The sequence below is a fragment of the Alteraurantiacibacter aquimixticola genome (genome assembly GCF_004965515.1).
In the GTDB taxonomy this organism is placed as follows: Bacteria; Pseudomonadota; Alphaproteobacteria; order Sphingomonadales; family Sphingomonadaceae; genus Alteraurantiacibacter; species Alteraurantiacibacter aquimixticola.
Genome location: NZ_SSHH01000003.1, coordinates 99180 through 119628, shown reverse-complemented (window position 1 = coordinate 119628; position 20449 = coordinate 99180). Strand labels below are relative to the sequence as shown.

Genomic DNA, 20449 nt, shown 5'->3' with positions numbered 1-20449 from the left:
GGTGGCGGAGGTGGCGGTGCTGGAGGTGGAGGTGGAGGTGGAGGAGGTGGAGGCGGTGGGGGAGCCTGCTCCCTGGGCTGCTCTGGCGCCTGTTCCGGCACATCGATCGCCGGGCCTTCCTGGAACCAGCTGTGGCGGCACTTGGCACAGCGCACGGTGCGCCCTTCAATGCCCACGGCATTGTCCGGTACGGCATAGCGCGTAGAGCAAGCGGGACACTGAATGATCATCTTGACCGCAAACCCTAGAGCGCGGCGCGTTAACCAACAAGCTGTGGAGCAAATTTGTTACGGCCGTCCGTGGCTTTTTTCCACATCGAACACTAGCTATAGCGGCAGGCCATGTCGCAGTCCCAACGCCTCGCACCCCTCGCCGGGAACGCTCGCCACAGGCGGCTAGCAGGCCGTTTGCCGGCATGAGCGAGGACAGTGGGGGCATCGTCCAGTTCGACAATGTCGGGCTGCGCTACGGCACCGACAAGGAGGTGCTGAGCGACATTACCTTCACGCTTTATCCCGGCAGCTTCTATTTCCTCACCGGCGCCAGCGGCGCGGGCAAGACCTCGATGCTGAAGCTGCTTTACCTGGCGCAGCGCCCCTCGCGCGGGATGATCCGCATGTTCGGGCAGGATCTGATCACCCAGCCGCGCAGCCATTTGCCCGATTTCCGCCGCCGCATCGGCACCGTGTTCCAGGATTTCCGGCTCATCCCGCACCTCTCCGCCTTCGACAATGTCGCCTTGCCCTTGCGCATTTCGGGCATGCACGAGGATGAGGTGAGGAAACCGGTGGATGACATGCTGCGCTGGGTCGGCCTCGACCATCGCAGCGGGGCGCGGCCGGAAACGCTTTCGGGCGGGGAGCAGCAGCGCTGCGCCATCGCCCGCGCGGTGATCGCCCGGCCCGAAGTGCTGGTGGCGGACGAGCCGACCGGCAACGTCGACCCCGACATGGCGCTGAAGCTCATGCGCCTGTTCGAATCGCTCAACCGGCTCGGCACCACCGTGGTGGTCGCCACCCATGATGTGCATTTGCTGCGCAAGGTGCCGGATTCGCTCATCATGCGGCTCGACAAGGGGCGGCTGTCCGATCCCACCGGCGCGCTGCGCTATCCCCCGCGGCGGGAGGCGGTGCGCAAGTGAGCTTGCCCGGTTTCCTCAGGGGCCGCGTGCGGCTGGGTGGCGAGAGTGCGCGCATCCTCCCGCAGGCGCGGCTCTCCGGCCCCATGCCGTGGGTGATCGCCATCATGATCGCGCTGACCGTGATCGCGGTCGCCATGGGGCTGGCCCTTTCCAACCTGGCGCGCAATGCGCAGGCGGAAATCGCCGGCGGAGTAACCGTGCAGGTGGTCGAGGCGGCGCCCGCAGAACGTGAGCGGCAGGCGGAAACCGCGCTGTCCATCCTCAATAATCGCGAAGATGTGGTGCAGGTGCGCCGCGTTCCGGACGAGGAGCTGGCCGCGCTGCTCGAACCCTGGCTGGGCAATGCGGCTGCCGATGCGGAGGCCATTCCCACACCCGCGCTGATCGACCTGCGCCTGCGCGGCGCGGTGACCGACGGGCGGCTGGAGGACCTGCGCGCGGCTCTCGCTACAGCCGCACCTTCAGCGCGTGTGGATGCACAGGCGAGCTGGCTCGCGCCGGTCTTCAGCACTATCGCCTCGCTGCAATTCCTCGCACTCGGCCTTGTCGTGCTTCTGGCGGCGACGAGCGCGGCAGCGGTGTGGTTGGCGGCGCGCAGCGCACTCGGCTCCAATCAGGATACGATCGAGGTGATCCACCATCTGGGCGGCACTGACGGGCAGATCGCCGGGATCTTCCAGCGTTCGATCGCCAGCGATGCGCTGTTCGGCGGGTTGGCCGGGCTGATGATCGGGTTTGCCGCGATCCTCCTGCTCGGACGGCAATTCGCCGCGTTGGGGTCGGGCCTTGTGGCGGGAGGCGGGCTCAACCCGCTCGACTGGGTCATCATCGCCGCCATTCCCTTTGCCGGGATGCTGCTCGCCGTCGTCACCGCGCGGCTGACCGTGCTCGCGGCGTTGAGGCGCATATTGTGATCCGCCGCACCGCCGGAATGCTCGCCATCGCCTGGGCGCTGGGCTTCATGTGGTTCGCGCTCGCGCTGCCACAGCCCGCCGATGCGGAGCGGACCGATGCCATCGTGGTCCCCACGGGCGGCAATGGCCGGATCCAGCGCGGGCTGGAAGTGCTGCGCGCTGGCGAGGCGGAGAAGATGCTCGTCACAGGCGTCGACCTGGACGTACGCCCTGGCGAATTCGCCGCTGAATTCTCGGTGGAGCAGGAGCTGCTCGATTGCTGCATCACGCTGGGCTTTTCCGCGCTCGACACCCGCGGCAATGCGCGCGAGACTGCGGAGTGGATGACGGAGAACAGCTACAGTTCGATGCGGCTCGTCACTTCCGACTGGCATATGCGGCGCACCGCGGTGGAGCTGTCCGATCGCTTGCCCGACGGAGTGGAGGTGCTGCGCGATGCCGTGCCCACCCAGCCAAGCCTCGGCACGCTATTCGTCGAATATCACAAGCTGATCGCCGCTTGGCTGCTGCATCTGGGATGACCAAGGCCAAGCCATGTCCGTGATCCGCAGCATCGCCTTCTACATCGCCTTTTACCTGGGCTCCGTGGTCTATGTGCTGGGCACGATGACCGCACTCGAATCGCCCGCGCGGCTGCGGCGGATCTGTGACGGCTGGTCGCGCTGGCACCGGCGCTGCGTCACCGGCCTGCTGGGAATCGAAGTGCGATGGGAAGGCGAGATGCTGGATGGGCCCGCTCTCTATGTGATGAAGCACGAGGCGTTCTTCGAAGCGATCGATATGCCCGAATTCTTCGACTACCCCGCGCCTTTCGGGAAGAAGGAGCTGTTCGCCATTCCCGGTTGGGGCAAGGCGGCGGAAACCTATGGCGGCATCGAAGTCGCCCGCGACGAAGGCGCCAAGGCGCTGCGCAAGATGCTGAAGCTGGCGAAACAGCGTGTGTCGGAAGGCCGCCCGCTAGTGCTGTTCCCGGAAGGGACGCGCGTGGCGCATGGGACAAGGCCGCCGCTCAAGTCCGGCTTTGCCGCGCTCTACAAGATGCTCGGCGTGCCGGTCGTGCCGGTGGCGGTGAATAGCGGGCCGCTCTATCACCGGCTGTGGAAGCGGCGCGGGACGATCACCTATCGCTTTGCCGATCCGATCCCCGCCGGGCTCGAACGTGAAGAGGCCGAGCGGCTGGTGCATGAGGCGATCAACGCGCTGAACGCGCCAGCCCCCGAAGAACCCTAATTCATCAGCGCGAGCACGCGGTGCGCCCATTCATGGGCTTCCTCGTCATTCCCGATATCGGCAACGAATTCCTGGCCGCGCGCCACGCTTTGCAGGCGGCCCTTGCCCAGCCAGCGTTCGGGCTTGTCATGATAGGATAGCCCGACCCGTTCGAGCCATGGCGGCACGCGCCAGAAGCTGGGCGGACCACCCTCCTCCGACAGGCGCAGTTCGGGATGGGTGGAGCGAGCTTCCGTGCCGCGCCCGACCCAGATCGCATCGTTGGAGCCGTGCGGGGTCAGCGCATGCGGATGGCCGAGTTTGGCAAGCTGCTCCATCTCGGGGTCGCCGTGGCGGACCACTTCCTCGACCCACATCCAGCCGAAGATCCGGTGATGCGGCCGCTCTTTCCCTTCGCGGAACAGGCCGAAGAAGAGGAACAGGTCGCCCGGTCCCACGCCCTGGTTTTCCAGATGGGTCTGCGCCGCGCTGCACTGGCCGAACAGGCAGGTGCCGTCATCGCGGAACATCGGATCGAGATGCGCCTTGTCTTCCCCGCCCAGCGAACCCCCGCTCGCCTCCTCGACATAGTGCGCCATGCCAAGCGAGGCATAGCTTGGCCCCGGCATGCCCTTGCTCGCCGGGATCGGCAGGCTGAGCGGGCGCCCGTCCACGACAGGCGAAGGGCCGCCTCCGGAAGAGCTGTCGAATCCTTTGCGGGAGAGCACGATCTTCATGGGTGAGAAGTGCCTAGCGCGCCTCAACGCTCTCTACTAGCATCTCCAGCAAGGGGAGAGAAAAATGCAGCCGATAAAGCTCGGGCGGATGACCATCCACAAGGTCCACGAGATGGACTCGCCCACACCGATGACGATGAACCTGCCCGGCGTCACCCCGCAGGACCTCGCCCGGCTGAAGCAGTGGTACGACCCTGAGGACGGCGAGATCACGCTCGATCCCGAAACCTCGCAGATGAATTTCTCGGTCCACAGTTTCGTGATCGAGGTCGATGGCCAGACGATCCTCGTCGACACTTGCGACGGCAATCACAAGAACCGGCTGGTCGAAGCGGTGCACCAGCTCGATACCGACTACCTCGGGAACCTGCGCCGCGCCGGCTTCGCGCCGGGCGATATCGACCTCGTCATGTGCACGCACCTCCATTTCGACCATGTCGGCTGGAACACCATGCTGGACGGCGGCAAGTGGGTGCCGACCTTCCCCAACGCCAAATACCTGTTCGGCCGCAAGGACTATGAGTATTTCAAGGAGAACCCGGAGGGCGAGGAAGCGCATCACGAAAGCTTCGCCGATTCCATCGTGCCGGTGATGGAAGCGGGACAGGGCATCATCGTCGATGAAAACCATGTCGCGCACCGCGAGATTGGTGACGGCGTGTGGCTGGAGCCCGCCTTCGGCCACTCCCCCGGCTGCTGTACGATCCACGGGCAAGCGGGCGGCGAGGAAGCGATTTTCTGGGGCGATGTGATCCACCACCCGGTGCAGATGATCCGCTACGACCTGCCCTTCGCCTTCGATGCCGATCCGCCCGCCGCCAGCCAGACGCGCCAGCGCGTGATGAAGCGCGCGGCGGAAGAGGACCTGCTGTGCTTCCCAGCCCATTTCCGCAAGACCAGCGCGGGCCGGGTGAAAGTGGATGGCGATGTCTATCGCTATGAATGGGTGTGAGGATAGGTTTCCCCCGTCATTGCGAGCGACTGAAGGGAGCGCGGCAATCCAGAGCGGATAGCGAAAATGCCCTGGATTGCTTCGTCGGCTCCGCCTCCTCGCAATGACGAATATTGATTACACTTGAAACGAGGTGCAAAGGCGAATCATGCCTCTCGAACGCACCGTCCTTCGCAACGCCTATCGCATGGAGGAGGCCGCCTGCGTCGCCGAGCGGCTGGCGCAGGCGCAGCCCGCTTCGGACCGCCATGACGAAGCGGCCGCTCTCGCCGCGCAGCTGATCGAGGGCGCGCGGGCCAGCGATAGCGGCGGGCTCGATGCCTTCCTCGCCGCCTATGGCCTCGGCACGGAGGAAGGCATTGCGCTGATGTGCCTTGCCGAAGCGCTGCTGCGCGTGCCCGATGCGGAGACCGCCGACGCGCTGATCCATGACAAGCTGGCAGGCGTGGACTGGTCCGAACACCTCGGCGAAAGCAGCTCCACTTTCGTCAATGCCGCCACCTTCTCGCTAATGCTGTCGGGCGAAGTGCTGCGCGGCGGATCGCGTGCGGAGGCGGGCCTCGCCAATGCGCTGCGCCGCGCCGCCGGAAGGCTGGGCGAGCCGGTGATCCGCCAGGCGACCCTGCAGGCGATGCGCATCCTTGGCGGGCAATTCGTTTTCGGCCGCACGATCGACGAAGCGCTGAAGCGTGCCAAGCCGGAGCGGGCGAAGGGCCTCGCCCACAGTTTCGACATGCTGGGCGAGGCCGCGATGACCTTCGAGGATGCCGAGCGCTATCGCGCCTCCTATGCCGGGGCCATCGCGCGGCTGGCGAAGGAGAAGCAGCGCGGCGTTCGGGGTGGCCCCGGTATCTCCGTAAAGCTCTCCGCCCTTTATCCACGCTACGATTTCCTCCACGCCGATGCCGCGCGGGAGGCGCTGGTGCCCGTGCTGAAGGACCTCGCCATCGCCGCACGCGATGCGGATATCCACCTCACCGTCGATGCCGAGGAGGCCGAGCGGCTGGAACTGAGCCTCGACATTATCGAGGCTCTGGTGGCCGATGACGAAGTCTTTGCAGGCGGCTGGGAAGGCTTCGGCCTCGCCCTGCAAGCCTACCAGAAGCGCGCCGTTCCCCTGTGTGATTGGGTGGCGGAACTGGCCCGCAAACATGACCGCAAGCTGATGGTGCGGCTGGTCAAGGGTGCCTATTGGGACAGCGAGATCAAGCTGACGCAGGTAGGCGGGCATGAGGACTACCCGGTCTTCACCCGCAAGCTTTCGACCGATGTCAGCTACCTCGCCTGCGCCGAATGGCTGTTCGCCGCGAGCGACGTGATCTACCCCGCCTTCGCCACGCATAATGCCTATACGATCGGTGCGGTGAAGGCGCTTGCCGCTGGCCGCCCGTTCGAATTCCAACGGCTCCACGGCATGGGCGAGGAGGTTTACGAAACGCTCGCTGAACTGGAAGACGAGCCGACGCCCGTGCGCATCTATGCGCCCGTCGGCGGACACAAGGATTTGCTCGCCTATCTCGTCCGCCGCCTGCTGGAGAACGGGGCGAATTCCAGCTTCGTCAATCGCATGGCCGATGCGGATGTGCCGGTGGCCGAGCTGGTGCATGATCCGGTGGCGGAGCTGACCGCGATGGAACCGAAGCGCAATCCGGCGATCCCACTTCCCGCCAATATCTATCCAAACCGGCTCAATTCCGCCGGCGTCGACCTCGCCCATCGCCCGACAATGACCACCCTGCGGGAAAGGCTGGCGGAGCTGGCGCGCGACTTCCCCGAGGTGAAGCCCGAAAGCATCCAGCACGGCCTGATGCGCAAGGTGCGCGGCCCACAGGATGCCGCGAGCCTGGTCGGCACGATCCACGATGCGACGCTCGCAGATGTCGAGGCGATGATTCCCCGCGCCCTTGCCGCGCAACCGGCATGGGACGCTCTGGGCGGCGTCGAACGCGCGGCGCTGCTCGACAAGGCGGCGGACCTGTGCGAGGAGAACTCCGACCGCATCATCAGCCTGTGCCAGCGCGAAGCGGGCAAGACGCCGGTCGATGCCGTGCTCGAACTGCGCGAGGCAGTGGACTTCCTGCGCTATTATGCCTGCGAGGCGCGGCTGCTCTTTTCAGCGCCCCAGCCGCTGCCCGGCCCGACGGGTGAGGAGAACCTGCTGCGCCTGCACGGTCGCGGCGTTTTCGCCACAATAGCCCCGTGGAATTTCCCGCTCGCCATCTTCATCGGCATGGCCAGCGCCGCCATGGCTGCGGGCAATAGCGTGATCGCCAAGCCTGCCGAACAGACGCCGATGATCGCGGCGCTCGCGGTCGAGCTGTGCCACCAGGCGGGCATTCCGGCAGACGTACTGCAACTCGCGCCGGGTGACGGAGCCATCGGCGCCGCCCTCACCGCCGATCCGCGCATATCGGGCGTCGCCTTCACCGGCTCGGTCGCGACCGCCCAGGCGATCAATCGCGCCATGGCCGCACGCGAGGGACCGATCGGCAAGCTGATAGCGGAGACGGGCGGACAGAATGCGATGATCGTCGACAGCTCCGCCCTCCCCGAACAGGTGACGCGCGACGTCATGTCCTCCGCCTTCCAGAGTGCAGGCCAGCGCTGCTCCGCCCTGCGCGTGCTTTATGTGCAGGAGGATGTGGCGGACACCATGCTCGCCATGATCAGGGGCGCGTTCGAGGCGCTGGTGATCGGCGATCCGGCGGACCCCGCCACCGATGTCGGCCCGGTGATCGATGCCGAGGCCAAGGCCAGCCTCGATGCGCATGTCGCGGAGATGGCCGCGCGCGGCTACACCGTCTGGCAGCGCGATCTACCGCCCGCATGCGCCAAGGGCACCTATGTCGCGCCGACCATCATCGAGGTTGGCTCGATCGCAGATGTCGGCGAGGAGCATTTTGGCCCCGTCCTGCACATTGCGCGCTTCCCGGCGGGCGGGTTGGAGCAGGTGATCACCGATATCAATGCGACCGGATACGGCCTGACCCTGGGCGTGCACAGCCGCATCGGCGCGGTGCGGCGACTGGTCGAGGCGAAGGCGCGCGTCGGCAATCTCTACGTCAACCGCAACCAGATCGGCGCGGTTGTCGGGAGCCAGCCCTTTGGCGGCGAGGGCCTGTCCGGCACCGGTCCCAAGGCCGGCGGTCCGCATTACGTGACCGCCTTCGCCACGGAGCGCGTCACCTGCGTCGACACGACCGCGGCGGGCGGCAATGCCAGCCTGCTTGCCGGTGGATAAGAATCCCGCGCGCTTGCCCTGACAGCGCTTGTCGGGAATCCCTCTCCCATGGCGATTCTTTCCGACAAGTGGATCCGCGACAAGGCGCAGAACGAAGGCATGATCGAGCCTTTCGTGGAAGCACAGCGTCGCGATGGCTGCATTTCCTACGGCCTCAGCTCCTATGGCTATGACGCGCGCGTGGCGCCCGAATTCAAGATCTTCACCAATGTGAACAGCGCGGTGGTGGATCCCAAGAATTTCGATGGCGACAGCCTGGTCGACCGCGAGACCGATGTCTGCATCATCCCGCCCAACAGCTTTGCGCTGGCGCGCACGGTGGAATATTTCCGCATCCCGGAAGACGTGCTGGTGATCTGCCTGGGCAAGAGCACCTATGCCCGCTGCGGCATCATCGTGAACGTCACTCCGCTGGAGCCGGGCTGGGAAGGCCATGTGACGCTGGAGTTTTCGAACACCACGCCGCTGCCTGCCAAGATCTATGCCAATGAAGGCGCCTGCCAGTTCCTGTTCCTGCAGGGCAATGAACGACCCGAAGTCACCTATGCCGACAGGGCGGGCAAATATATGGGCCAGAGGGGCGTGACCCTGCCTCGCCTCTGACCCGGGAGAGGACACGAGAGATGACCACAACCAAGGAACTCGCCGACCGGCTTGACCGGCTCGAAGCCCGCGCGCGCAAGGCGGAGGACTGGACCGACATCGCCAATCTCCAGGCGGCCTATGGCTATTATGTCGACAAGGGATTGTGGGACAAGGCGGCGGATCTTTTCGCCAAGGACGGCACGCTCGAGATCGCCGGGCGCGGTGTCTATGTGGGCCAGGACCGGGTGCGGGCCTATCTCCACCAGCTGCCCGAATACAAGGACGGCGTGATCTTCAACCACATGCAGCTGCAGCCGGTGATCCATGTCGATAGCGAGGCGGGCACGGCCAAGGGCCGCTGGCGCACGCTGATGATGGTCGGCTTCCTCGAAAAGGAAGGCCGCTGGGGCGAAGCGACTTACGAGAACGGCTATGTCCGCGAAAACGGCCGCTGGCGCATCGCCTCGCTGCACGGGATCATCAACTTCTATTGCGAATATGACGAGGGCTGGCACCGCGGCGGCGTGCCGCTTTTGCGCTCCACCCACGGTATCGAACCCGACCGGCCGCAAAGCTTCGAATATGAAGCGCACCCCAAGGCGGTGATCGCGCCCTTCCACTACGACGAGGTGTAAGCCTTCTGCTTTTCGCACCCGCATCCGCGGGTGCGTCCTCGCTAGACGGGCAGGCGAAGCGAAGCTGACCCTGTAAAACAGGGTCAACCTGCCCCCGCTGCGGGCGGCCGTTCGGCCTTGCGGGCCTTAGGCCCGTTCCCCGACTTGGCATTCAAGGCGCGGCAGCACGGTCGCGCAGTGACCGCAAGCGCGACCGCGCGCCCGCAGGTGCCCCGCAGCGTAGCGAAGGGAATTGCACCGAGGATGCGGCCCGGATGGGCCTGCGCAAACTCAAAAACGCGTGCGCACGCTCACCTTGAAGTTCCGCCCTGCCAGCGGGACGAAGTCCTTGGTGTAGCTCGCATGGCGGCGGCCTTCGGCATCGAAGATATTGTCCGCCTGCAGCAACACGCTCAGCCGTTCGTCGCCGAAGGGGCGGAAATTGGCGGAGAGGTTCACATGGGCAAAGCCATCGGTGGCGGTTTCGTTGGGCGCGGTGCGGTCCTGCGCATCGTACCATTCGACCTCGCTGCGCAGGTCCAGCTTCTCCCCCTGCCATTCCAGCGCGCCGGTAAGGCTGAGCGGCGGGATGCGCGGCACGGGGGAGCCATCGTCCAGCGTCGCGCGGATATAGGAGCCGCCCACATCACCCACCAGCACGCCATTGCCGGTTGAGAAGAGCGGCACGCTCGCCTCTCCCTCCACGCCAAACCAGTCGGCATCCTGCTGCAAATATTGGGTGAGCGCCAGCCCGTCCTCTTCCAGCCCGGTATCGAACAGGTAGATGAAATTGTCGAACCAGTTGCGATAGACGGCAAGGCGCATGTCCGCCCCGCCGATGGAAGCACGGACATAGCCCTCCACGCCCCAGGCCGCTTCGGTGCCAAGGTCAGGATCGCCCAGCTCATACTGGCTGGTGGCGATATGCGGACCGTCGGCGAACAGCTCTTCAGCCGAGGGCGCACGTTCGGCCCTGCTGAAGTTGACGCCTGCGCGAATTCCGGAATCGAAGCTGTAGGAGAGGCCCAACGCCCCCGAAAACGTGTCGAAGCTGCGGCTGACCGCGATCGTATCGGCCTCTTGCGTCGTGTTTTCCCAGCGCGCGCCCATTTCCGCCTCGAACGGCCCGGCGCGCACTTCCTGCAAGGTGAAGAGCGCATATTGCTCGGTGCTGTTGGGCGGCACGAAGGCTTCGGCCCCTGTCGCAACGAAATCGCGATAGAAGAACTGCCCGCCAAGGGAGCCGCGCAGCGTGGTGCCACCGCCAAGGTTCTGCTCGCTCTGGATCAGTTCGACACGGCCCTCGACGCCTTCGACGTCGAACACCGTGCCGACTTCGTCACCTTCGAATTCGGTGTGGGTGTAATCCGAATAACCCCAGCGTGTGACGAGGTCATGGAAGAAGCCTTCGCCGAGGTGGAACTCGCCGCGCAGATCGGCGCGGAATTGCTCGAGGCCGATGGTGACCGGCTCCTCGCCATGGTCGTGACCTTCTTCCTCCTCATGCTCCTCCTCGTCGTGATCCTCCTCTTCCTCACCATGGGCATGACCCATGCCGGGCGCGATGGGGATACCGTAATCGGTGTCGTAATAGGAGACGGACACGCCGATCGAATTGAGGCCCGAAAACCAGGTGAGGCCCGTGCCGAGCGAGAGCGTCTCGCTGGCACTGTTGGGAACGATGCCGGAAAGGTTGGCCGCCTCGATCAGTTCATCGGCTTCTTCCTCATGCCCTTCCTCGAATTCCTCGGCCGCGTCGGCCAGCAGGTCGGCGCGCAGTTCATCGGAGAGCGTGAAACCGGCGATCTCAAGGTCGTCCGTCTCGCGGAAGGAGCCATCGACATGCCATGCGAAATTGCGGCCGAGGCCGACATCGAGCGATGCGCCCACTTCGCGCAGGTCGGTAGCGGTATCGCCGGAGACCACGCCATCGAAGCGGAGGCCATCGATGGGAATGCGATGCGGGATACGCCGGTCGATCACATTCACCGCGCCGCCGATCGCGCTCGAGCCGTAGAGCAGCACGGCGGGGCCGCGGAGCACCTCGATGCTCTCGGCGGTAAGCGGGTCGATAGTCACGGCATGGTCGGCGCTGGTGTTGGAAGCATCGATGCTGCCGATGCCGTCGACCAGCACGCGCACGCGCTCACCCTGGAAGCCGCGCAGGACGGGGCGCGAGGCGCCGGGGGCAAAGCCGGTGGCGGAAACGCCGGGCAGGCTTTCCAGCACCTCGCCCACCTGACCCGCCATGTTCCGTTGCAGCTGCGCATCGGTCACCACCGAGGTGCCGGCGAGCATGTCGAGCCGCTCCAGCCCGCCTGCGGTGACTACGATCACGTCTTCCTCGTCATGCGGGTCATGCACATGGGGTACGGCACCCTCGTCCTGCTCCTGCGCAAGAAGGGGAGCTGCGGGAAGACAGGACAAGGCAGTGCCGGCCAGCAGGGTGGCGAGGGGACGACGGATCATGAAACAGTGCACTCCGCAACTATGTAATGGTATAACATTTGCCCGCCTAGCGAGCTTTTCGCAACTGCGAAAGGGGGTAAATGTCACCAATTGTCGTTTTTAGCGAACGCCCCGCGGGATCAGGCGGCGGCGCGTTCCAGCCGGGCCTTGGCTTCTGCGGCCCCGATCAGCGGGAGCAGGCTGGCCATGTCGGGCCCGTGATCCATGCCGGTCAGCGCCTGTCGCAATGGCAGGAAAAGCGGCTTCCCCTTGCGGCCCGTGCTCTCCTTCAACGCAGAGGTCAGCGCCTTCCAGTCATCGCCCGTCCGGGCCAGCTCTTCGGCAGCCTGCGCGCAATAGGCCTTGTCCTCTGCCTCCAATGCGGGCGCATCGATAGGGCCGGTGACGATGGTCCACCATTCGCCCACATCGGCGAGCGTTTCGATATTGGGGCGGATCGCCTCCCAGGCGGCTTCGTCCATTCCTTCGGGCAGGCGGCCTGCGACCTCTTCAAAGGGCATGGCGTGCAGCAGTGCCGTGTTCACCCGCGCCAGCTCGTCATCGTCGAAACGTGCGGGCGCGCGGCCGAAGGTTGAAAGGTCGAAGCTGTCGACCAGCACCTGCCGGTCCGCAATCGCTTCGACCGGCAGCGATGTGCCCAGCCGCGCCAGCATGGCGACAAGGGCCTGCGGTTCGATCCCCTGCTCGCGAAAGGCATCGCAGCCGAGCGAGCCGAGCCGCTTGGACAGCTTGCCTTCGCGGCCCACCAGCAGCGCCTCATGCGCGAACGCCGGAGGTGCAGCATGAAGTGCGGTAAACATTTGAATTTGAACGGCAGTGTTGGAGACATGGTCTTCACCGCGCAGCACATCGGTCACGCCCATATCGATGTCGTCCACCGCGCTCGGCAGCATGTAGAGCCATGACCCGTCGGCGCGGCGAATGACCGGGTCGGAGAGCTGTGCAGGATCGAACTTCTGCGGTCCGCGAACACCGTCTTCCCATGTGATCGGCTCGTCTTGATCGAGCTTGAAGCGCCAGTGCGGTGTGATGCCCTCGGCTTCCTTGGCGGCCCGCTCCGCATCGGTCAGGGCGAGCGCGGCGCGATCATAGATCGGCGGGAGGCCGCGCCCCAGCTGGATCTTGCGCTTGAGATCGAGCTCCTGCACAGTCTCATAGGCGGGGTAGACGCGGCCTTCCGCCTTCAGCTTTTCGAACGCGTCTTCATATAGCGCCAGCCGCTGCGACTGCCGCTCCTCGCCATCGGGATCGAGGCCAAGCCAGGCAAGGTCGGCGCGGATCGCCTCGACATATTCCTCCTTCGACCGCTCCGCATCGGTATCGTCGATCCTCAGCAGGAAGCGCCCGCCCGCCTTCTTCGCCAGCATCCAGTTATGCAGCGCCGTGCGGATATTGCCGACATGGAGGCGCCCCGTGGGCGAGGGAGCAAAGCGGGTGGTGGTCATGACGGGGCCTTTAGCGCGCTGACACGGCGATGGCGAGCAGCGAGCTGGATCAGTAGTCACTGCTCATGCGGAATTGCTGCAGTTCCTTGCGAACGATCCGGTCAACCAGCAAGCGATTGGCGTAAATGCCGAGAGCAAACGCCAGATAAGCAGCGACAAACAGCCAACGTACAAGTTCCGACGCTTCGAAATAACCCATGGTGGAAAGCACCATCATATATCCCAACCACAGGCCCCAGGCGAACCACAACAACCAGCGATTGCCCAGCCGGCGCAGGAAGCGCGCAATGTGCCAATAGATCCCGCCGATAAGATTGCGGGAGAGCTTCACTCCGCCCATCAGATCAAGCGCCTCGGCATTATTGGCATCGATAGAAAGGGCAGACATGACCAGGCGATACGCCTCATCCACGTTCCCGCGATCACGGCAAATCTCACCCAGTAGCACCAGCGCGCCAACGTCCCGGGGATCCTCGGCCACCAGCGTGCGCGCTTGCTGCTCTGCTGCATCAAGCCGACCGCGCGAATGACTAACCCGCGCCTTTTCCAGCAAGGATGCGCGGTTGCCCGGCGATATCTCCAGCGCTTCGCTGATGGCATCATCGGCCGCCTGCCAATCCCCGCGATCACGCAAGAATTGCGACTTCATCTGCAAGGCATCCACATCGCGCGGATTGATCGCCAGCACCTCGCCCAGCCGGCTGAGCGCGCTCTTGCGGCGGTTTTCGAAGAAATCGCATAGCGCCAGAGCCATCATTGCCAGCGTGTTTTCGGCATCCAGCTCCAGCGCACGGGTCGCCTCTGCTCTTGCTCCTATCATGCGGTGTTCCTGTATCAGGCATTGCGCAAGGCCAGCATGGGCATCAGCAATCATCGGATCTTCGGTCAGCACATCGCGCCAAGCCTCAATCGCCGCGCCATACGCACTGCGGCGAGTGAGTTCCTGGGCCCGCGCCATGGCATTCCACAAGGCCTCACTCATAGCGCCATCGCTTCGCGCAATTGCACTGTACGCTGTTGCTGCCAGACAGAATAGAACAGCGGCAGAAACACGATCGCGATTATCAAATCAGTCAAATAGAACAACAGCAGGACGTGCTCCAACCCAAGTTCGACGGTCGTGACGATCACGAAATTGCCGAAAATGTTCAGCAGGAACGTCAATACACCCATCAGCGGATCGAACCAGCGATGCCGCCCGCCGATAAGTAGACCAATGGCACCAGGAATGAAGGCGAACAACACCGCGTATCGGAGGCACAAGTAGACTGTCAGCGGCAGGGAAAGGAAGATCAGTAGCTGTGTACCGGGAACGGGCAAGCGCGCAGCTTCATCGTTAATCCGGTATCGCCCGTCATCACGCATGGATGTCACTTTCCATGCTTGGCGACGAATTCGGCAATCTCGTCATATTGGCCCCCACTATTGCCATATTTCGCAAAATTTCGGGCCGTAGTGAGCCATTCGAACGTGGTGGCCTTCACCTCTTCCAGCGCTTCTGCAAAATGGGCTTTGGAGATGGGCACCTCTCCTCCTGCATCAATCGATTCCTCGATTGCGAAATCGGCCGCCGTGTCGACAAGGTTCTGGATATCCGCGCCGGAAAAGCCCGACGTCTTGGCGGCAATAGCATTCAAATCGAGCGTTCCCGCTCCAGGCCTTCCATCCAGTTGCAGACGCAGGATTTCGGCGCGCGCCACCTTGTCGGGCGGAGGTACAAACAGCATGCGATCGAACCGACCCGAGCGGCGAAACGCCGGGTCTACGCCCCAAGGCATGTTGGTCGCCGCCAGAATCAGCACGCCCTCATTGTTCTGCGCAAAGCCATCCATCTCTGAGAGGAAGGTGGAGACGATCGCCATCTCATGATTCGAGCTGGAAGTGCCGCGCTTGGACGCCAGCGCCTCTATCTCGTCAAAGAACAGCACGGTTGGCGTTTCCCGACGCGCATCTTCGAAAATGGCTGCCAGCTTCCGCTCGGGTTCGCCAATGAACTTGTCGAGCACATCAGTGACCGGCACGTTGATGAAACGCGCCTCACATTCGCCAGCCGTGGCGCGGGCGAGCAAGGTCTTGCCACAACCGGGCGGACCATAGAGCATGACACCGCCGCCCGACTTGCGACGAAAGCGCGAAAAAAGGGCAGGCTTGCGGAAAGGGGCGATAATCCGGCGGTCGATCTGTTTCTTGACGATCTTGTGCCCGCCAACGTCCTTGAACGTAACGCTAGCCGCATCGGTGAAGGAAAGCCGCGCATTGTCCAATTCGGCATTCGAAGTCGGGCCGCGGGCGGGGGCATGGCTTCGCGTTGTGGCGAGCTGCACCACATTGCTTTCTTCGCCGGCGTCATTGCGCGCGACCATCAAGCGCTCCAGCAATTCCGGCTGTTCCAGCGCCGGATTTTCCGCCACCACCTCACGATAGCGAGATTCCGCCTCGTCCAATACGCCCATGTAAAGCAGCGCGCCCACCTCGCTTGGCATGGCTTCGGGCAGGCCCGCTGAAAAACGCAGGGCCAATTGCGGACGACCAGCCTCCAGCGCAGCACGCGCCAACCGCACCGACTCCGCATCGGACAGGCTGTCTTGTGAAGTCTCTTCTGCCAGGTCGAGCACGCGGGATATGTCTTCCTCGCCAGCGCAGACATCCAGAGCGGGCACAAGCATGCGCGCGTCCCCGCTGGCGGCATGGGCAGTCAATATCGCATCAAGTGCTGGATTGCTCATGGCTTTTGATATGCGTGAGCGCGGGGCACTGGGCAAGGGTAGAAAACGAAAGCCCCGCCGGAGGGTTCGCTCCGGCGGGGCCAATTCGTGTCAGCCGTGGCTGGCGGTAAGGAGCTTACTCCTCGCCGCCCTCTTCAGCTTCTGCTTCGGGCGCTTCGGCGGGAGCGGCAGCGCCGCCCATGGCCGCAGCCATCGCCGCTTCGCTCGGCACGGCATCGGCCGGTGCTTCTTCCTCGACCGGAGCTTTGACCGGAGCCGCTGCCTCGGCCGCTGCTTCGATCGCGTCCTGCGCCTTCTTGTACTGTGCACGCAGGGCAGCGTCGCGGCTGGAAGCGGTGACGCGGATGCGGTTCATGCCCGCGCCGGTACCGGCGGGGATGAGGCGGCCCACGATCACGTTTTCCTTCAGGCCGATCAGCGTGTCCTTCTTCCCTTCGACCGCCGCCTGCGTCAGCACGCGGGTGGTTTCCTGGAACGAAGCGGCAGAGATGAAGCTGCGGGTCTGCAAGGACGCCTTGGTGATGCCGAGCAGGATGGGCGTACCGCTTGCGGGCTGCTTGCCCTTGCCGAGCTTGGAATTGTACTCGTCCATCTCGGCGCGATCGACCTGTTCGCCCGGCAGCAGCGTGGTGTCGCCGCCATCGGTGATCTCGACCTTCTGCAGCATCTGGCGAACGATCACCTCGATGTGCTTGTCGTTGATCTTCACGCCCTGCAGTCGATAGACTTCCTGGATCTCGGTGCAGAGATATTCGGCCAGCGCTTCCACGCCCAGCACGTCCAGGATGTCATGCGGGTTGGGCGAGCCGGAAATCAGGGTATCACCCTTCTTCACGAAGTCGCCTTCCTGCACGTCGATCACCTTGGTCTTGGGGATCAGGTACTCCACCGGATCACCCTCTTCCGGGATGATCGCGATCTTGCGCTTGGCCTTGTAGTCGCGAACGAACTCGATCTTGCCGCTGATCTTGGCGATGACCGCATTGTCCTTCGGGATGCGCGCTTCGAACAGCTCGGCAACACGCGGCAGACCGCCGGTGATGTCGCGCGTCTTGGCAGCTTCGCGAGAGGCACGTGCCAGGATGTCGCCGGCGGCCACTTCCTGTCCGTCCTCGACCGACAGCGTGGTGCCCGGCGCCAGCATGTAACGTGCCGCTTCGGACTCGTCGCCAGCTTCGTTCAGCAGGGTCATGCGCGGACGCAGATCCTCCTTCTTCGAACGGCTGGTGGCGCGATATTCGGTCACAACGCGCTGGGCGATGCCGGTGGCTTCGTCCACACGCTCTTCCAGCGTCTTGCCTTCGACAAGATCCTGGTAGCGCACCACGCCCGACTGTTCGGTGATGATCGGCAGGGTGAACGGATCCCATTCGGCCAGGCGATCGCCTTCCTTCACCTTCGCACCGTCCTTGTTCATCAGCACGGTACCGTACGGCACGCGGTGGATGGCGCGTTCGCGGCCTTCCGCGTCGACCACCACCATCTCGCCATTGCGGGCGAGCGACAGGATGCGGCCCTTCTTGTCGACGATGGTCGGCATGTCGCGATAGACGACCTTGCCGTCAGAGATCGATTCCAGATGGCTGGTTTCGTTCAGCTGGGCGGCACCGCCGATATGGAAGGTACGCATGGTCAGCTGCGTGCCGGGCTCACCGATCGACTGCGCGGCGATCACGCCCACGGCCTCACCGATATTCACCGGCGTACCGCGTGCAAGGTCACGGCCATAGCAGGTCGCGCAAACGCCCTGCTCGGCTTCGCAGACCAGCGGGCTGCGGATCTTGGCGACCTGCGTTTCGGCTTCCTCGATCGCCTTGACCATCGGTTCGTCCACCAGCGTGCCGGCCTTGACGATCACTTCGCCGGTCGAAGCGTTGATGATATCCTCGGCCAGCGTGCGGCCCAGGATACGCTCGCCCAAAGATGCGATGACAGAACCGCCCTGGATGATGGCACGCATCTCCAGCGCATTGTCGGTCTTGCAGTCCTCGTCCACGATCACGCAGTCCTGCGACACGTCGACCAGACGGCGGGTCAGGTAACCCGAGTTTGCCGTCTTGAGCGCGGTGTCGGCCAGGCCCTTACGGGCGCCGTGGGTCGAGTTGAAGTATTCAAGGACGGTCAGGCCTTCCTTGAAGTTCGAGATGATCGGCGTTTCGATGATCTCGCCCGACGGCTTGGCCATCAGGCCGCGCATGCCGGCCAGCTGCTTCATCTGCGCGGGGCTACCACGGGCGCCGGAGTGGCTCATCATGTAGATCGAGTTGACCTGCGCCTCGCGACCGTCGTCGTCCTTCGGCGTGGCCTTGATCTTGTCCATCATGGCATTCGCCACCTGGTCGCCGCAGCGGCTCCAGGCGTCGATCACCTTGTTGTACTTTTCCTGCTGGGTGATGAAGCCGTCCTGGTACTGCTGCTCGTAATCGGCAACCAGCGCCTTCGTTTCCTCGATCAGGCCTTCCTTTTCGTGCGGGATGATCATGTCATCCTTGCCGAAGGAAATGCCGGCCTTGCACGCGTGGCGGAAGCCCAGCGCCATGATGGCGTCGGCGAACAGCACCGTGTCCTTCTGGCCGGTGTGGCGATAGACCTGGTCGATAACGTCGCCGATTTCCTTCTTGGTCAGCAGCTTGTTGATGACCGCGAACGGGACCGTGTGGCTCTTCGGCAGGCATTCGCCGATCAGCATGCGGCCCGGCGTCGTTTCGACGCGCTTCATGTACTCGTTGCCGGCCTCGTCCGTCTGCGGGACGCGGGTGTGGATCTTCGAGTGCAGCGTGACCGAGCCGACATGCAGCGCCTGATGCACCTCGTCGATATCGGCCAGCACCTTGCCCTCGCCCGGCTCGCCTTCGCGGTCCATGGAGAGGTAGTAGAGACCCAGCACCATGTCCTGCGAAGGCACGATGATCGGCTTGCCGTTGGCGGGGCTGAGGATGTTGTTGGTGGACATCATCAGCACGCGCGCTTCCAGCTGCGCCTCGAGGCTCAGCGGGACGTGCACGGCCATCTGGTCACCGTCGAAGTCGGCGTTGAAGGCGGAGCAGACCAGCGGGTGCAGCTGGATCGCCTTGCCTTCGATCAGCACGGGCTCGAAAGCCTGGATGCCGAGGCGGTGGAGCGTCGGTGCGCGGTTCAGCATCACCGGGTGCTCGCGGATCACCTCGTCAAGGATGTCCCAGACTTCCTTGCGTTCCTTCTCGACCCACTTCTTCGCCTGCTTCAGGGTCATGGACAGACCCTTGGCGTCGAGGCGGGCGTAGATGAACGGCTTGAACAGTTCGAGCGCCATCTTCTTCGGCAGGCCGCACTGGTGCAGCTTGAGTTCCGGACCGGTGACGATGACCGAACGGCCCGAATAGTCGACGCGCTTACCCAGGAGGTTCTGGCGGAAGCGGCCCTGCTTGCCCTTCAGCATGTCGGACAGCGACTTCAGCGGGCGCTTGTTGGCACCCGTGATCACGCGGCCGCGGCGGCCATTGTCGAACAGCGCGTCAACAGCTTCCTGCAGCATGCGCTTTTCGTTGCGGACGATGATGTCCGGCGCGCGCAGCTCCATCAGGCGCTTCAGGCGGTTGTTACGGTTGATGACGCGGCGATAGAGATCGTTGAGATCGGACGTCGCGAAACGGCCGCCGTCCAGCGGGACCAGCGGGCGCAGTTCCGGCGGAATGACCGGTACGACTTCGAGGATCATCCATTCGGGACGGTTGCCCGAATCGATGAAGCTTTCGACGACCTTGAGGCGCTTGATGATCTTCTTCGGCTTGAGCGCGGACTTGGTGGTCGCGAGCTCTTCCATCAGATCCTCGCGCTCCTGCTCGAGGTCGAGATCCATCAGCATGATCTTCACCGCTTCGGCACCAATGCCTGCGGAGAAGGCGTCTTCGCCATATTCGTCCTGCGCTTCGAGCAGCTCGTCCTCGGTCAGCAGCTGGAACTTCTCCAGCGGCGTCAGGCCGGGCTCGATCACCACATAGCTCTCGAAATAGAGCACGCGCTCGAGCTGCTTCAACTGCATGTCGAGCAGCAGGCCGATGCGCGAAGGCAGCGACTTCAGGAACCAGATATGCGCGACGGGCGCGGCCAGTTCGATATGGCCCATGCGCTCGCGGCGGACCTTGGTCACGGTCACTTCGACGCCGCACTTTTCGCAGACGACGCCCTTGTACTTCATGCGCTTGTACTTGCCGCACAGGCACTCGTAATCCTTCACCGGGCCGAAGATGCGGGCGCAGAACAGGCCATCGCGCTCCGGCTTGAAGGTACGATAGTTGATCGTCTCGGGCTTCTTGATCTCACCGAAGGACCACGAACGGATGCGCTCAGGCGAAGCGATGCCGATCTGGATCTGGTCGAACGTCTCCGGCTTGGAGAGCTGGTTGGTGAATTTGGTCAGTTCGTTCATTTTTCGAA

General features: G+C 64.0%; 15 protein-coding genes and 1 pseudogene. 8 read left to right on the top strand and 8 right to left on the bottom strand.

Features of this window, described 5'->3' with window-relative positions:
• Positions 1-134: 134 nt before the first annotated feature.
• Positions 135-230: pseudogene (locus E5222_RS16885) on the bottom strand (MJ0042-type zinc finger domain-containing protein); the annotation flags it as partial.
• A gap of 185 nt (positions 231-415) precedes the next feature.
• Here E5222_RS16885 and ftsE point away from each other — a divergent pair.
• The 4 genes from ftsE to E5222_RS11495 are packed head-to-tail and all read left to right on the top strand — an operon-like array spanning position 416 to position 3285.
• Positions 416-1141, top strand: a complete 726-nt coding sequence (gene ftsE / locus E5222_RS11510; RefSeq protein WP_136693950.1) for a cell division ATP-binding protein FtsE — start codon at positions 416-418, stop codon at positions 1139-1141.
• Entirely contained in the window at positions 1138-2055 is a 918-nt protein-coding gene (locus E5222_RS11505) for a cell division protein FtsX (RefSeq protein WP_136693949.1), read from the top strand. The genes ftsE and E5222_RS11505 overlap by 4 nt, the downstream gene beginning before the upstream one ends.
• Entirely contained in the window at positions 2052-2576 is a 525-nt protein-coding gene (locus E5222_RS11500) for a YdcF family protein (RefSeq protein WP_136693948.1), read from the top strand. The genes E5222_RS11505 and E5222_RS11500 overlap by 4 nt, the downstream gene beginning before the upstream one ends.
• A gap of 13 nt (positions 2577-2589) precedes the next feature.
• Complete coding sequence (locus E5222_RS11495; RefSeq protein ID WP_136693947.1) at positions 2590-3285, top strand: lysophospholipid acyltransferase family protein; 696 nt, start codon at positions 2590-2592, stop codon at positions 3283-3285.
• Here E5222_RS11495 and E5222_RS11490 read toward each other — a convergent pair.
• Complete coding sequence (locus E5222_RS11490; protein WP_136693946.1) at positions 3282-4001, bottom strand: Nmad3 family putative nucleotide modification protein; 720 nt, start codon at positions 3999-4001, stop codon at positions 3282-3284. The two genes, E5222_RS11495 and E5222_RS11490, sit on opposite strands and share 4 nt — an antisense overlap.
• Before the next feature lie 64 nt (positions 4002-4065).
• Between E5222_RS11490 and E5222_RS11485 the strand changes: the two genes are divergently transcribed.
• From E5222_RS11485 to E5222_RS11470, 4 genes are all read left to right on the top strand, one after another.
• Complete coding sequence (locus E5222_RS11485) at positions 4066-4953, top strand: MBL fold metallo-hydrolase (protein ID WP_136693945.1); 888 nt, start codon at positions 4066-4068, stop codon at positions 4951-4953.
• Positions 4954-5101: 148 nt separating this feature from the next.
• Complete coding sequence (putA, locus tag E5222_RS11480) at positions 5102-8194, top strand: bifunctional proline dehydrogenase/L-glutamate gamma-semialdehyde dehydrogenase PutA (RefSeq protein WP_136693944.1); 3093 nt, start codon at positions 5102-5104, stop codon at positions 8192-8194.
• 48 nt (positions 8195-8242) lie between these two features.
• Positions 8243-8797 (top strand): dCTP deaminase, encoded by a 555-nt coding sequence (gene dcd, locus E5222_RS11475; protein ID WP_136693943.1) that lies wholly within the window; start codon positions 8243-8245, stop codon positions 8795-8797.
• 20 nt (positions 8798-8817) lie between these two features.
• Positions 8818-9414: a nuclear transport factor 2 family protein gene (locus E5222_RS11470; RefSeq protein ID WP_136693942.1), complete on the top strand. Its 597-nt coding sequence runs from the start codon at positions 8818-8820 to the stop codon at positions 9412-9414.
• 270 nt (positions 9415-9684) lie between these two features.
• Here E5222_RS11470 and E5222_RS11465 read toward each other — a convergent pair whose 3' ends face one another.
• The 6 genes from E5222_RS11465 to rpoC all read right to left on the bottom strand — a co-directional run bounded on the left by E5222_RS11465 (position 9685) and on the right by rpoC (position 20441).
• A complete protein-coding gene (locus E5222_RS11465) occupies positions 9685-11862 on the bottom strand; it encodes a TonB-dependent receptor (protein ID WP_136693941.1) in 2178 nt (725 codons plus the stop codon).
• Between the two features lie 119 nt (positions 11863-11981).
• Positions 11982-13307: a glutamate--tRNA ligase gene (gene gltX, locus E5222_RS11460; RefSeq protein WP_136693940.1), complete on the bottom strand. Its 1326-nt coding sequence runs from the start codon at positions 13305-13307 to the stop codon at positions 11982-11984.
• Between the two features lie 49 nt (positions 13308-13356).
• Positions 13357-14289: a tetratricopeptide repeat protein gene (locus E5222_RS11455; RefSeq protein ID WP_136693939.1), complete on the bottom strand. Its 933-nt coding sequence runs from the start codon at positions 14287-14289 to the stop codon at positions 13357-13359.
• Positions 14286-14672: a hypothetical protein gene (locus E5222_RS11450; RefSeq protein ID WP_136693938.1), complete on the bottom strand. Its 387-nt coding sequence runs from the start codon at positions 14670-14672 to the stop codon at positions 14286-14288. The genes E5222_RS11455 and E5222_RS11450 overlap by 4 nt, the downstream gene beginning before the upstream one ends.
• 5 nt (positions 14673-14677) lie before the next feature.
• Entirely contained in the window at positions 14678-16117 is a 1440-nt protein-coding gene (locus tag E5222_RS11445) for an ATP-binding protein (RefSeq protein ID WP_211196146.1), read from the bottom strand.
• A gap of 31 nt (positions 16118-16148) precedes the next feature.
• Positions 16149-20441 carry a DNA-directed RNA polymerase subunit beta' gene (gene rpoC / locus E5222_RS11440; protein ID WP_136693937.1) on the bottom strand — a complete coding sequence of 1431 codons (4293 nt, stop codon included), beginning with the start codon at positions 20439-20441 and terminating at the stop codon, positions 16149-16151.
• Positions 20442-20449: the final 8 nt, after the last annotated feature.

Bases quoted from the DNA above. Each gene is read 5' to 3' on its own strand.
- ftsE (WP_136693950.1), top strand. From the start codon at position 416: ATGAGCGAGGACAGTGGGGGCATCGTCCAGTTCGACAATGTCGGGCTG.
- E5222_RS11495 (WP_136693947.1), top strand. From the start codon at position 2,590: ATGTCCGTGATCCGCAGCATCGCCTTCTACATCGCCTTTTACCTGGGC.
- E5222_RS11490 (WP_136693946.1), bottom strand. From the start codon at position 4,001: ATGAAGATCGTGCTCTCCCGCAAAGGATTCGACAGCTCTTCCGGAGGC.
- E5222_RS11485 (WP_136693945.1), top strand. From the start codon at position 4,066: ATGCAGCCGATAAAGCTCGGGCGGATGACCATCCACAAGGTCCACGAG.
- putA (WP_136693944.1), top strand. From the start codon at position 5,102: ATGCCTCTCGAACGCACCGTCCTTCGCAACGCCTATCGCATGGAGGAG.
- dcd (WP_136693943.1), top strand. From the start codon at position 8,243: ATGGCGATTCTTTCCGACAAGTGGATCCGCGACAAGGCGCAGAACGAA.
- E5222_RS11470 (WP_136693942.1), top strand. From the start codon at position 8,818: ATGACCACAACCAAGGAACTCGCCGACCGGCTTGACCGGCTCGAAGCC.
- E5222_RS11465 (WP_136693941.1), bottom strand. From the start codon at position 11,862: ATGATCCGTCGTCCCCTCGCCACCCTGCTGGCCGGCACTGCCTTGTCC.
- gltX (WP_136693940.1), bottom strand. From the start codon at position 13,307: ATGACCACCACCCGCTTTGCTCCCTCGCCCACGGGGCGCCTCCATGTC.
- E5222_RS11455 (WP_136693939.1), bottom strand. From the start codon at position 14,289: ATGAGTGAGGCCTTGTGGAATGCCATGGCGCGGGCCCAGGAACTCACT.
- E5222_RS11450 (WP_136693938.1), bottom strand. From the start codon at position 14,672: ATGCGTGATGACGGGCGATACCGGATTAACGATGAAGCTGCGCGCTTG.
- rpoC (WP_136693937.1), bottom strand. From the start codon at position 20,441: ATGAACGAACTGACCAAATTCACCAACCAGCTCTCCAAGCCGGAGACG.